This window comes from candidate division WOR-3 bacterium, assembly GCA_011052815.1.
Classification (GTDB): Bacteria; Hydrothermota; Tepidihabitantia; order SM23-42; family SM23-42; genus DRIG01.
Genome location: DRIG01000085.1, coordinates 1 through 12,540, shown reverse-complemented (window position 1 = coordinate 12,540; position 12,540 = coordinate 1). Strand labels below are relative to the sequence as shown.

13 protein-coding genes are annotated in these 12,540 nt (G+C 43.6%); 2 read left to right on the top strand and 11 right to left on the bottom strand.

Going from position 1 to position 12,540, the window contains the following annotated elements:
- Positions 1–6: 6 nt before the first annotated feature.
- Entirely contained in the window at positions 7–1,338 is a 1,332-nt protein-coding gene (locus ENI34_07755) for a glutamine synthetase (GenBank protein HEC79017.1), read from the top strand.
- A 10-nt stretch (positions 1,339–1,348) separates the two neighbouring features.
- Here the strand turns inward: ENI34_07755 and ENI34_07750 are convergent, their stop codons facing one another.
- The 6 genes from ENI34_07750 to rsxC are packed head-to-tail and all read right to left on the bottom strand — an operon-like array spanning position 1,349 to position 6,294.
- Complete coding sequence (locus tag ENI34_07750) at positions 1,349–1,918, bottom strand: nitroreductase (protein HEC79016.1); 570 nt, start codon at positions 1,916–1,918, stop codon at positions 1,349–1,351.
- A 9-nt stretch (positions 1,919–1,927) separates the two neighbouring features.
- The gene (locus ENI34_07745; GenBank protein ID HEC79015.1) at positions 1,928–2,512 is read right to left on the bottom strand and encodes an RnfABCDGE type electron transport complex subunit A; all 585 of its coding nucleotides are present in this window, start codon (positions 2,510–2,512) and stop codon (positions 1,928–1,930) included.
- Complete coding sequence (locus ENI34_07740; protein HEC79014.1) at positions 2,509–3,111, bottom strand: electron transport complex subunit E; 603 nt, start codon at positions 3,109–3,111, stop codon at positions 2,509–2,511. Before ENI34_07740 ends, ENI34_07745 begins: the two co-directional genes overlap by 4 nt.
- Positions 3,108–4,004, bottom strand: coding sequence for an RnfABCDGE type electron transport complex subunit G (locus tag ENI34_07735; protein HEC79013.1), 897 nt, complete (start codon positions 4,002–4,004; stop codon positions 3,108–3,110). Before ENI34_07735 ends, ENI34_07740 begins: the two co-directional genes overlap by 4 nt.
- A complete protein-coding gene (locus ENI34_07730) occupies positions 4,001–5,005 on the bottom strand; it encodes an RnfABCDGE type electron transport complex subunit D (GenBank protein HEC79012.1) in 1,005 nt (334 codons plus the stop codon). The genes ENI34_07735 and ENI34_07730 overlap by 4 nt, the downstream gene beginning before the upstream one ends.
- Entirely contained in the window at positions 5,002–6,294 is a 1,293-nt protein-coding gene (gene rsxC / locus ENI34_07725) for an electron transport complex subunit RsxC (GenBank protein HEC79011.1), read from the bottom strand. Before rsxC ends, ENI34_07730 begins: the two co-directional genes overlap by 4 nt.
- A 75-nt stretch (positions 6,295–6,369) precedes the next feature.
- Here rsxC and ENI34_07720 point away from each other — a divergent pair, with 75 nt between their 5' ends.
- Positions 6,370–7,038, top strand: a complete 669-nt coding sequence (locus ENI34_07720; GenBank protein ID HEC79010.1) for an HD-GYP domain-containing protein — start codon at positions 6,370–6,372, stop codon at positions 7,036–7,038.
- Between the two features lie 48 nt (positions 7,039–7,086).
- Here ENI34_07720 and ENI34_07715 read toward each other — a convergent pair whose 3' ends face one another.
- The 5 genes from ENI34_07715 to ENI34_07695 all read right to left on the bottom strand — a co-directional run bounded on the left by ENI34_07715 (position 7,087) and on the right by ENI34_07695 (position 11,432).
- Positions 7,087–8,013, bottom strand: a complete 927-nt coding sequence (locus tag ENI34_07715; GenBank protein ID HEC79009.1) for a PhzF family phenazine biosynthesis protein — start codon at positions 8,011–8,013, stop codon at positions 7,087–7,089.
- Between the two features lie 60 nt (positions 8,014–8,073).
- Positions 8,074–8,376 (bottom strand): hypothetical protein, encoded by a 303-nt coding sequence (locus ENI34_07710; GenBank protein ID HEC79008.1) that lies wholly within the window; start codon positions 8,374–8,376, stop codon positions 8,074–8,076.
- Complete coding sequence (locus tag ENI34_07705) at positions 8,360–9,478, bottom strand: ImmA/IrrE family metallo-endopeptidase (GenBank protein HEC79007.1); 1,119 nt, start codon at positions 9,476–9,478, stop codon at positions 8,360–8,362. Before ENI34_07705 ends, ENI34_07710 begins: the two co-directional genes overlap by 17 nt.
- Before the next feature lie 265 nt (positions 9,479–9,743).
- Entirely contained in the window at positions 9,744–10,595 is an 852-nt protein-coding gene (locus ENI34_07700) for a nucleotidyl transferase AbiEii/AbiGii toxin family protein (protein ID HEC79006.1), read from the bottom strand.
- 3 nt (positions 10,596–10,598) lie between these two features.
- Entirely contained in the window at positions 10,599–11,432 is an 834-nt protein-coding gene (locus ENI34_07695; protein HEC79005.1) for a transcriptional regulator, read from the bottom strand.
- Positions 11,433–12,540 lie beyond the last annotated feature (1,108 nt).

Below are 12,540 nucleotides of genomic sequence, written 5' to 3'. Positions count from 1 at the left end.
GTTGAAATGAATGGAATGGATGCACGGGCTGTAGAAGAATTTGTTGAAAAGAACAACATAAAGTTCATCGAACTCTGGTTTACTGATATCCTGGGATATCTTAAAAGTTTCACAATCCCCAAAGAAGAATTGAAAAAAGCATTTGAAGAAGGGGTTGGTTTTGACGGCTCCTCAATCGAGGGATTTGTCAGAATCGACGAAAGTGATATGATTGCGGTTCCCGAACCCAACACTTTCACTGTGCTTCCCTGGCGCCCCAAGGAAAGAGGAACGGCTCGTATGTTCTGCGACATTCTTAATCCCGACCGAACACCTTTTGCCGGAGACCCCAGATATATCCTTAAAAGGAATCTCGCCTATGCTAAGGAAAAATTCGGATATAACTTCTTTATCGGACCTGAACTGGAATTCTTCTATTTCAAAAATTCGGAAAGACCGGAAACCCTTGATTCCGGCGGTTATTTTGATTTAATCCCCCGGGATGAAGCAATCGATTTACGAAGAGAAACAGTCCTCACCCTGGAAGAGATGGGAATCAAGGTCGAGTACTCCCACCATGAAGTCGCGCCGTCCCAGCATGAAATCGATCTCCATTTCCAGGACGCCCTGACAATGGCTGACATCGTGATGACCCATCGTCTTACCGTCAAAGAGATTGCATTCAGAAATGGAGTGTTCGCAACCTTTATGCCGAAACCGCTCTTCGGCCAGAACGGCTCGGGAATGCATACTCATATGTCGTTATTTAAGGAAAAAGAGAATATCTTCTGGGCTAAAGAAGGAAAGTATTTTCTCTCACAGCAAGCCCTTCAGTTCATCGCCGGTTTATTAAAGTACAGCCCGGACATCTGTTCCATCATTGCACAATGGGTGAATTCCTACAAGCGACTCATCCCGGGATATGAAGCACCCGTTTATATTTCCTGGGCACAAAAGAATCGATCAGACCTGATTCGTGTTCCGATGTATAAACCGGGTAAAGAAGAAGCGACCCGTATTGAATATCGTGCGCCTGACCCTGCATGCAATCCGTATCTGACCTTCTCCTGTTTACTGCGCGCCGGACTCAAGGGCATCGAAGAAAAACTTACACCTCCGGAACCGATTGAAGACAATATCTATCAGATGACCGACCAGGAACGTGAAGAGAGAGGTATCAGGTCCCTGCCGGGCAGTCTGATCGAAGCAATCCAGATAACGGAAAAGAGTGAAGTTGTGAAAGAGGTGCTCGGCCAGCATGCATTCAAAGAATTCATCGGAAATAAAAAAATCGAATGGGATAATTACCGCAAGGTAATTACTGATTATGAAATAGAAAAATATCTGCCTGTTCTATAGTCGAGACGGATTAAAATTTTTCACCGAATCTATTATATGAAACGATTTCGTCCAGTGTTTTGCGAGGTCGCGGAGCGATACCGGCGATCCCCTCTTCACTGGATTCATCAAGAGGGTAACCCAGAGCGAGAAGAAGTGCAACCCGGTATCTACGGGGTATACCGAGAAGTTTCTTAAGCTCTTTCTCATTAAACCAGCCCACAAAGCATGAGCCGATACCCAGTTCAGTTGCACTGAGACATATCTGGGTCATGGCGATCGAGACGTCGATCAGATGATTCTGATGGCCGAACAGTTGCGCCACATAATGAGTGAGTGCTTTTGTGTAGCAGCCGACAATGACCAGCGGCGCCTGTTCCATCCAATCGATTATTCCCTTTGTTCCGGGTGTCACCTGCTTTGGAATCCGGGCGATGATTGAGGGGTCGTCAACAACCACAAAGTGCCATGCCTGGCGATTGCTTGAAGACGGAGCAAGACGCGCCGCCTCCATGAGCCGCAGGATCTTCGGCCGTTCGATCTTCCTGGCGGCGAACCTGCGCACACTGCGGCGCCATTTTATCGCTTCAAAAACATTCATCAGCTGGATTTAAGTCAATCCAAAGAGGCCGGAAAACCCCAGAAAGGCAAGCGCCATTAATGCAGCTGCAATGAAAGAAATCGGATAGCCGCGTAATGAAGGATTGATGGGAGCAAGATCAAGCCGTTCCCTGATTGCGGCGAAGGTGATTATCACCAACGAAAATCCAAGTCCTGTACCGATCGCAAATATCGTCCCGTTCAGGAAATTGAATTTATTGTCGATATTGAGAAAGGTAATACCGAGAATCGCGCAGTTCGTGGTGATCAATGGAAGATAAATACCCATCGCGCTGTATAATGTCCTGTAATATTTCTTCAAAAACATCTCAACGAGCTGGACCAAAGAAGCGATCGTAAGAATGAACGTCGCGGTTCTCAAAAAGACCAGATTGAGCGGCAGAAGCACTGCATGGAAAATAAACCAGGTGATCCAGGCGGCGAGGGTCATAACAAAGATGACCGCCATTCCCATACCGGTCGCCGTCTCCACAGCCGTCGAAACGCCGAAAAAAGGACACAATCCGAGAAAACGCATCAGTACGATGTTGTTCACGAGAAAGGCGCTTAAGAATATCAATGCCGGATTCTTCATTGATTCTCCTTTTTGATATATTTGTTTATGAGCGCCTTCAGAATTCCTATCACAAGAAACGCGCCCGGTGATAGAATCATAAATATCACCGGTGATTTTCTGAAACCGTCACCAAAGACCGTCATCCCCAGAAATGTGCCGTTACCGAGAATCTCTCTGATTGTGCCCATAACAGTCAGGGCGAGAGTGAATCCCAGGCCGACGCCAAGACCGTCGAGGACCGAATCGATAACAGAACTTTTCGACGCAAACGCCTCTGCCCTTCCCAGAATCATACAGTTCACGACGATCAAAGGAACGAAAACACCGAGGGCGCGATAGAGATCAGGCTGAAACGCCTGCATAAAGTAATCGATGATCGTCACGAAAGTGGAAATAATCAGAATGAATATGGGAATCCGCACCTCATTCGGTATCGTTTTTCTCATTATTGAAATAATAAGATTGGAAAAGAGCAGCACAAAAGTGGCGGCGATTCCCATACCGAAACCATCACGCACAGTCGCTGAGGTGGCAAGGGCGGGACACAGGCCGATCATCAGAATGAGCACGGCGTTCTCTTTCACCAGGCCTCTTGTAAAAACTTTCCATCTGTTCATTTGAGATACTCCTTGAACCTTTCAATATTCTCTTTGACCGCATTGATAAGTGCCTGTGATGATATCGTCGCACCGGTTATCGCTTCAGGAATCCCTTCTTTGAAACGATCGAGGAAATCTTTCTCTTTTATCCTTTCTCCGTACCCCGGCGTCTCATTCGAGTAGAGGATTTCAACACCGGTGATCTTACCTTTCCTGTCCAGACCGACGATGAATTTAATATCATCCGCATACCCCTGAGTGACGCCGATAAACACAATACCCAGGGTATCGGAATCGGCTGTTGCAAACCAGAGTGTATCTTTGATTATTTCAATGAATTCCCGGGCGTCACGAAAAACACATTTTTTATCGATTGGAGTTCCCAGATAATTTTTATAGGTTTCGATGCCGTTTTTGACTCCATTGCACACTGCCCGCGAGGAAATCGTCGCCGCCGTAATTGCATCAATCTCGCCCCCGTCTTTTTTAATCTGGATCGCTGCGGCGCACTTACCGATAAACTGTCCGGTAAAAGCAGGTTCGGTTATCTTCGCTCCCAGACCCGGGGTTTCTTTTAAACCTTCGGCGGCACTGGCGATTCTTATCCCGGTGATGATACCGTTGCGGTCAAGCCCCACAGTAATGGGAATCGGACCGCCATACCCCTGAGGAAAAACCCTGAAGACGATACCGGTAAACTCACCATTGCTGTCCAGAGCCCGCCACAGGGTGTCCGGCAGCACCTCAACAAATTCCTGTGCTTCAATCACCTCTCTGAGACCGGCGAGCGTCATCTCTTTTTTGGTCTCTTCAATACGCGGCTCCGTATATGAATAAACAAAAGAAAGTACTATGGAACAAACGGCTGCAACGACAAAAAGCATTATTATCATCTGTTTTGTACTGGTCATTTAACAGCCTCCTTCTTTGACCGCAAAGTGCCGAATACTTTTTCTCTGGTGAAGCGGTCGATAACCGGCGTGAAAACATTCATAAGAAGGATTGAATATGATACACCTTCGGGATAACCACCCCAGATTCGTATGATGACGGTGAGAACTCCGCAACCGACACCGAAAATCCACCTCCCCTTCTTTGTCACCGGTGAAGTCACCCAGTCAGTCGCCATAAAAAAGGCACCCAGGAAAAGTCCGCCCGAGAAGAGATGGAAGAAGATATTCGCCTTTGTCGGCAGCACCAGTGCCAGCAGGAAAAAGCTTCCCAGATATCCCGCCACTATCCGATAATCAATGATTCCGATAATAAGTAAAAATATTCCTCCCACTAAGAGGAACAGAGCTGAAGTCTCGCCGATACAACCACCCACTTTTCCGATAAAAAGATTCTTTATCGTGGTAATGTCATTCAACTGTTTAATAATCACCTCAGGAGAACCGAAATTCGCCGGATTCTTGAGCAGGGTCAAAGGAGTGGCACTTGTAACTCCGTCAATGCCTGATATTGAACCGCCTGTGGGAGCAAGCCATTCCTTGGTCATGAGCGACGGCCAGGATGCCATCAAAAACGCCCTGCCGGCGAGCGCCGGGTTAATGAAATTATAACCAAGGCCGCCGAATAACTGTTTTGCAAAGACTATCGCAAAGATGCTTCCCACCGCGGGCAGCCACAGAGGAACACCGGGTGGAAGGTTAAAAGACAGCAGGAGACCGGTGAGCAATGCACTGCCGTCGGTTATTGTAATATTTTTGCCAAGCAATTTCTGCATTACCGCTTCACTTAAAAGGCATACGATAATACTGACGAGGGTTATCAAAAGGGCCCGTATGCCGAACAGATAAACACTGAAAGCAAAAGCCGGCATCAAGGCGAGGATGACGAGCTTCATTGCTCTGTCTATACTGCCTTTGCCCCTAATATGAGGAGATGCGGAAACAACGAACAGTTCTTTCATTTCTTCATCTTTCTCCAGACTTCACTCTTACCGAATTTTATGTAGTGGACAAGCTTTATCTTCGCCGGACAGGCATAGGCGCAACAACCGCACTCAATACAATCAAGGACCCCGTAATCCCTGGCAGCGTCGAAATTCTTGTTCTTCACATATTTATAAATCTCCGTGGGCATCAACCCCATAGGACATACATCAACGCATGCCGCACACCGCACACAGGGTCCTTCTTCTTCTTCGTAAGCATCCAGCCAGACAAGAATTCCTGAGGTTCCTTTAATAATCGGCACTTCCTCGGAATACTGGGCAATACCCATCATAGGACCGCCGAAAATAACTTTTTTGGGCTGACTGACATATCCGCCGCAGAAATTGATTATATCAATCATCCGGGTGCCGATCCTCACCAGGAGAACTTTTGATTCCTTAACACCGTCTCCGGTCACCGTGACGACCCGGTCAATAAGCGGTTTGCGGAACTTCGCCGCCTGAAACGCTGCATAACAGGTGCCGACGTTCTGCACAAGACAACCCACATCCATCGGCAATCCACCCCTTGGTACCGTACGATTCAACAACGCCTTAATCAGCTGTTTCTCCGCACCCTGAGGATATTTCGTCTTCAAAAGCCGGACCTCCACACCTTCTTTCTTTAAAATCTCCGCTGCATTTTTCTTATTATCTTCGATACCGAAGATCAATTTTTCCGCTCCAACAACCTTTTGAAAAATACGTGCACCTTCAATAATGCCGATCGGGTATTCAAGCATCAATCGATGGTCAGCAGTGAGCATGGGCTCACACTCACAACCATTGATAATAAGGGTGTCGATCTTTTTGTCCTCGGGAGGTGATAACTTCACATGGGTCGGAAAAGCGGCGCCGCCGAGTCCCACGATTCCGGCGTCCCTGACGATTTGAATAAGCTCTTCTTTCGATAAATTTTCGTAATCACTCTTTTCTTTCACTCCACTTTCCCATTCCTCGCCGTCGGTCGATTCAATGATACAGCAAAGCGAAGAACCGAGCACCGGATGAGGGTGGGACCTGACATCAACAACCCTGCCTGAAATACTGGCATGTACCGCTGACGAAATAAATCCATCAGCTTCTCCGATCTTGGTTCCGATCTTCACTTCATCCCCTTTTTCGACCAATGGCTTTGCGGGTTTACCAGCATGCTGTGAAAAAGGAATATAAACCCTCTTGGGAACGGGCATTACTTCAATGGCTAAATTCTCAGTGTCTTTATTTTCTGGGGGATGGACTCCACCGGAAAATCCCGTAAACATGGTAGTTAGTATAGCCAATTTTTGAAGTAAGTCAAGCAATACTTGACAATCAATAAAAATTTATTATACTTAAGTATGGACCCAAAAAGCGATAAAAGCATTAACCTCGACGAAATAATCCGCTGCCTCAGTGTTGTCGCCACCACTCTCCAGGAGAACCCCAGGGAAGCATTAAAAGACCTGAGACAAATCGGAGCTGAGATCGACAGTAAGGTTCCTTACCGTGACGGACACAGCCTCAGGGTGACCGACTACTGTCTCAAGATCGCCGATGACCTGGGTTTTTCCGAACGCGAAAAGGTTATTCTTGAAGTCGCTGCTTTGTTGCATGATTTTGGGAAGATCGGTATCGACGAACAGATCCTCTTGAAACCGAGAAAATTAACGCGTCAGGAAAAGAATGAAGTAACAATGCATGTGATGCGCGGCTATTATATGCTGGCTGGCTTCAGTGAATTGATTGAAGCACTCAAAGGAATAAAGACCCACCACGAATATTATGACGGCTCGGGCTATCCAGAAGGACTGATGAAAGGAGAAATTCCCCTCATCGGCAGAATAATCGCTGTTGCAGACGCCTATGATGCGATGACCTCAAAAAGGCCGTACCGCAAAGCAATGACAAAAAAAGAAGCAATCGAGGAATTAAAAAGAAACGCCGGTCATCAATTCGATCCCGCCATCGTCAAGATATTCGTTAAACACCTGATCAGCGAACAAGAGAAAAATTCAAAAAAAAACTGAAAAATCCCCTTTAATTTTATTTTAAATTAGATTTCTATTCTGTGTAATTTATGGTTCTGGAGTAAGGATATAGCCGGTAAAGGTGAGGACCGCATTACCGCCGACCTTCACCCTTAAGATCTGATCTCTGGTGCATTCGATATGAACATAGACCCGGCCCTGCCGTTCCTGGAGATAACCCTGTTCGATCATTATCCGTGAAAAATTGGACGGCTCAATCAATTTATTCCTGATTAAATAACATCCAAGACTTCCTGCAGATGCGCCGGATATGGGATCTTCATTAACACCGAGTGAAGGAGCAAAATGTCTCATAAACGCGGTGTCCCCGGCTTCAAACGTCTCCATACAGAATACCACTACCCCCTGGATTCCCAATCTCGTGCAGAAACTGTCCATTAAAGAAAAATTGGGCTGGATGTTCCTCAAATCATCCAGTCTTTTCAGGGGTACGATTAAATCAAAGAAACCCACGGATATTATATCGAACGGCAGGCCGGTGGCGGCAAGGTCGCTTGGGGTAAGACCCAGGAATTTGGCGACCGCTACAGGATTGATGTCGATGGTCATATAATTGGGTTTTGAGAGCAGAACCGTGGTGCGTGTAATCTTATCACCTTTCACCCTCACTTCCACCTGTTGAATACCTGCCTTGGTGCGCATCCTTATCGTTGTCTTGGGCTCCTGAATCGGAAGAATCTTTTCTCCACTCAATGCAAAGTAGGTCGCCACTGCTGCATGTCCGGAAAAATTCACCTCACCGGAGCCGGTAAAGAAACGCAGGAAAACATCAGCCTCTTTCGTCGATTCGGGAAGCACGAATGCAGTATCAGAGAGCGGATTCAGATCATAGGCTAATTTCTGCATCTGACGCTCTGACAGGTTTTCAGCGCCCAGAACAACCCACGCCGGGTTGCCCGCATACGGCAGTGAGGTGAATGCGCTCATCCGCTTTGCTTTAATCCATTGTGGCATATAAAAATTGTATATATATTTTTAGCATTGTCAAGTATTATTTGGTAAATTGTTCCTCCTCTAACATTCTCTTGTGGTGCCGAAATTTTGCAGTGCCTCGCGTTCAAATTCTCTTAGAGCCTTTTCAGTACATTTATAGGGTAATCTTATTCTCCTGGAGTTTTCAAGGGTTAATATCTTTATTGATCCTCGCTTTATATCTTTTTCCATATCTATAAACTGTCTTTTTCCCTGGGTGAAACAATGAAGGCATTCATCTTTTACGACTGAACTGATGAAAATTTCATGACGATTCTGCAGGTATTGCCAGATTTTTAAATTATGGGACTCAATTACAATAACCGCATCACATAGTAATTTCAAAATCCGAATCGTCCTTCCACATAAGTCCTATGTCCGCAAATATTTTATTTATTTTGTTAACTGTCACATTAAGATATTCAGCAGCTCTCATTTCAGAGATTAATCCTCGTCGGAATGCATCAAATACCAAACATACATATTTTTTAGATATATAAGGTATTTTTTCCAATCCGGATCTCCTAATATTTTTATAATATTGTTTCAGTGCATCGCACTCCATTATTGCCTCTGCCTTATCTCTTTTTAAATATCCCAAATTTACTAACCGCCAGAGTAGGGCATCTAATGAAACATCATAATCGCAGGCCATAACTACTAAATCAATAATACTTAATCTTGTTTTCCCTTTGCGTCTTTTAATCTCTTTCTCAATAGATACACGAGGCAGTAAAAAGGCCGAGGCAAAAACATTTGCAAAAATTTCCTGAGTATCTTTATTAAGACCGCCGCAATTTTTTGGCGGAAATTGTTTATATAATATGTGAAACAATTCATGAGCAATATCAAAATTTCTTCGCCAGGCAACCTCTCTTTTGTTTACACATATTGCAGCATATTCAGATGTTATTATCGAAATCGCAGACGTTCTATCAGGCATATCAAGGAAGAAGATGGGTAAATTATATTCTTCCTCAAGAATCTCTTTGAAAACCAATGCCGGCCGGTCTCCAAGATTTAACATTTTGCTATACTGTTCTCCTGTTTCTGCAGCATCATCCAATGAAGATAACTGTAGCGTAATATTTGATAACTTTGTTCCTATTTTCTCTTTACCCAGTATTTTCTGTAAGTGAATAAACCTATCTAAAAACATTTTTAACTTTAACTCGAATTTTTTCTTTACTGGTTTAGACGGTTTTTTTTCGGCCCTCCAGAATATATTTGCATTTTGTGTTGGCTGATCTGATAGCAAAAATAGATTCACATCAAATGCATAGGCTTTGGAGAGTGCTATAAGTTCATCAATTTGAACTTTTCGCAGCCCTTTTTCAATTTTGTATAAAGTCTGCTGGTTTTCAAGACCCGTAATCCGTGCGGCTTGGGCTCTGGTTAATCCCAGTGACTCACGTTTTTTGCACAACCTTTCACCTAAGCTTGGCATCTTTCCTCCTTAATTCTATATTTTATCTATAATAGATAATATGCCAATAGATATTTAACCATAATGGATAAATCAGGCAATCTTTACTTCCACTTACGAAGTGGAAGTTGAACGGAGGGTTCATTTTTAGGATTTGTGAAGTGTGAAGATTTGACCACACATCGCCCACTCTCCCCTCTTTTGCCTCTGGCAAAAGAAGAACTCTGTACTAATATTTGTTACAACAATATCCTAAAATTAGGGGCAGGAAGTTAACATAACAAAATCAGATTTTTCTTTGCTTCAGCATACCTGCCTGTCTAAGCTCTCGCTGTACTATTCGATAAACTTGGCCGAATTCAGGTAGTAAAGCAACTTGAGAGGAAAGACGCATTTTCCAGAGTTTTTTAAGGCGGGCTTCTTTACGCAGAAATTCTTCCCTTACATCAGTTAATTTTTTGCCCCGGAATTTCCACTTCTCTTCAACAGCTTCGATTAACTCAGCAAGATTCACATGTTGATTAGAAGTCAGATACCATATATCATATAGGTCTCGTGGTTCGTTACGTGCTCTATCTAATAAAGCAACAACCTTCTCTACAGCTATCTCGTCAATAGAGTAAGTACGAATCGCTGCATCCTCAGGTAAATCTTCATATCCTTCATATCCTCTAAGAATTATTTTCTCTTCAACAGGATAAACAATTTTTTCCCTTATTGTAATATCCACCTTAACTTCCTTACCAGAAACAGCGGGTAAGGGACCCTCATATCCCAAGAAAAAGGTATAAGTATTTTCATGGGTATGACGATCGTAATGGCTAAAATACAGTTTGACGCCTGAGGATAAATGTGTGTGCTTAAAGGCAATATCAAGATGCTTCTGGATATCCTCAAAAGTACATTCTTCTGCTAAGGTAAAATCAAGATCTTCTGAAAAACGATAGTCGGGTATGTAACACTTCTTGATACATGTACCACCTTTGAATAGGAGAATATCCTTAAGAGGGCTATAAGATAATCCTATCAAAAACCAGGAAAGACAATAGTCACGCTCAAGGACTGTTTCTGGGATACGTCGCCCTCCTCCTCTGGCGAGTCGATTAGAAAGTAATGAAAGATTTCGTTGGGGTATCATTGGCTATGTCCTCACTACAGATAGAAGTTCTTCAGGAGATACATTAAGTTGGATTCTCCACTTTCGCAGGAATTTCCCCTCAGACGGCAAAAGCGGGTCTAATCGCACATAAGTCTCTGTTAAATGTGAACGAAGAATCTCCCAATCTTCAGAATTACCAATCTTATAAAGTTCAAGTAAAAATCCGAGTCTACGGATAACAGCACCTACACCAATCCTTATTGCATACCTGGTAAGTCGGTTTATATTTACATCTTGGTAGCGCATCCAAAGCCCTTTAGCTACTTCTGTTAGACCACCACAATATTCTGGTTGCTTAAGACCATCAATAATTGTTCGCTCCAAATCACTAACTCTTACTTTTTCTTGTTTTGTTACCCAGTGATCGCTCAAACCAAAGAAATATCTCTTCTGGCTATGAATGAATCGAAATTCTATACCCAGTGCAGTAATAGACCTGCGCGGTTTCAAAGTTGTGATATAAACAACTAATTGAGGTTGAGTAATCATTCCATGAATTTCCATAGCTGTGACATGGGAAAGATAGTAATCTTTTCCACCCACAATCTCTCGGGCTACAACGAAGGGGTTTCCTATATATTCAGCTTCTTTCCCCAGTTCAAATGGGACCAATATAAAAAGTCCTGGCTTTAAGCGCGTAACAACTCCTCTGTTCACAAGCTTGCGAACGAAATTACGTGAAGAGACTTCATCTAAACGAAGAATCTTCTGCACTTCCTTCAGGCAAAATATAGGTCTATTTTGCTCATAAAGTGTGGTAACTAAATGAGCAGCCTGAGTTCCCAATGTTTTTAATTTGTTATTTTTATAATGCATTTCGTGTTCTCCTAAGACACATTCTACATTAATAATATAACATTGTCAAGAGGAAAATTATATTTAAATTGCATTTTGTGTCCTCTTGAGACACGATTTGCATTCCAAATATAATAAAAGCCCTTCTTATTAGAGATTTTATTGCAATAATTGGAGACCATCCAATAAACCTCACAAAACTTCTAATACCTTGAGACTGAGCGGATCAACTCTGCGAACCGGAATTCCCAGTCTCTTTGCCTCTTCAATTTCTCCCTGCATCCCTTCACTGATAACATCAGAGACAATCCATAGCTCATCAGTTCCTCGAAGCAGTACCAGTCCATGTAATAAAGCAAGGTCCCGTTCTGTCTCTTCATTCAGATAATGAGGCAATAAAAGATGCGGAGCCAGTGGAACATAATCATTTTTTATATACAGTAACCCAAAAGTTTTTCAATAGACTGCAAAAAATGACTTGAAGGATTTATGTTTGTAATTCGAAGTTCAATGTTCATATTATAATATCATGAAATCCGGAAAATTCCGTAAGAGGTACAAAACCCAAGCGTGGTTCCAATTCCGTAAGGTATTTAGTCTCTATACGGATTTTGACAAATGAATTTCTACATCGTAACATAATTTTTGCATCTAATTACAAATTGAAATGAAAGTTTCAGACTCATTGCCCACACTCCTGGTTTTCTCAGAACTGTTTCCGAGTAATTCGTTCTGTGATTTTTCCATAGGCGACTCCACATTGACACTCCTGCATTGCAGATAACCCCAATTTTCGGATTTGTGAAGTGTGAAGATCTGACCCCACATCGCCTACCGTTTCCCCCGCTCCAAACGATCTCAACGATCTAAACGCTCTAAACGCTTTGTCTTCTGTCATTCTGAGTCCGCCGCAGGCGGACGAAGAATCTCTCTTTCTTCCAGCACCGCTCCCTTCCATGCACGAAGTGCATCCCTTCCAGCATCGCTCCCCGTTTCTCCTAACGCTCCCAACGCTCCAAACGCTCTAAACGCTCCAAACGCTTCTAACGTTTGCCCCTTTCCCCTCCGCCCCTTAACCCCTCCGATGCATAGCGCCTGATATTACTAATACAATAAACGATAAGTCGAT

Bases quoted from the DNA above. Each gene is read 5' to 3' on its own strand.
- rsxC (HEC79011.1), bottom strand. From the start codon at position 6,294: ATGTTTACGGGATTTTCCGGTGGAGTCCATCCCCCAGAAAATAAAGAC.
- ENI34_07695 (HEC79005.1), bottom strand. From the start codon at position 11,432: ATGCATTATAAAAATAACAAATTAAAAACATTGGGAACTCAGGCTGCT.
- ENI34_07700 (HEC79006.1), bottom strand. From the start codon at position 10,595: ATGATACCCCAACGAAATCTTTCATTACTTTCTAATCGACTCGCCAGA.
- ENI34_07705 (HEC79007.1), bottom strand. From the start codon at position 9,478: ATGCCAAGCTTAGGTGAAAGGTTGTGCAAAAAACGTGAGTCACTGGGA.
- ENI34_07745 (HEC79015.1), bottom strand. From the start codon at position 2,512: ATGAAGAATCCGGCATTGATATTCTTAAGCGCCTTTCTCGTGAACAAC.
- ENI34_07715 (HEC79009.1), bottom strand. From the start codon at position 8,013: ATGCCACAATGGATTAAAGCAAAGCGGATGAGCGCATTCACCTCACTG.
- ENI34_07750 (HEC79016.1), bottom strand. From the start codon at position 1,918: ATGAATGTTTTTGAAGCGATAAAATGGCGCCGCAGTGTGCGCAGGTTC.
- ENI34_07755 (HEC79017.1), top strand. From the start codon at position 7: ATGAATGGAATGGATGCACGGGCTGTAGAAGAATTTGTTGAAAAGAAC.
- ENI34_07720 (HEC79010.1), top strand. From the start codon at position 6,370: ATGGACCCAAAAAGCGATAAAAGCATTAACCTCGACGAAATAATCCGC.
- ENI34_07730 (HEC79012.1), bottom strand. From the start codon at position 5,005: ATGAAAGAACTGTTCGTTGTTTCCGCATCTCCTCATATTAGGGGCAAA.
- ENI34_07735 (HEC79013.1), bottom strand. From the start codon at position 4,004: ATGACCAGTACAAAACAGATGATAATAATGCTTTTTGTCGTTGCAGCC.
- ENI34_07740 (HEC79014.1), bottom strand. From the start codon at position 3,111: ATGAACAGATGGAAAGTTTTTACAAGAGGCCTGGTGAAAGAGAACGCC.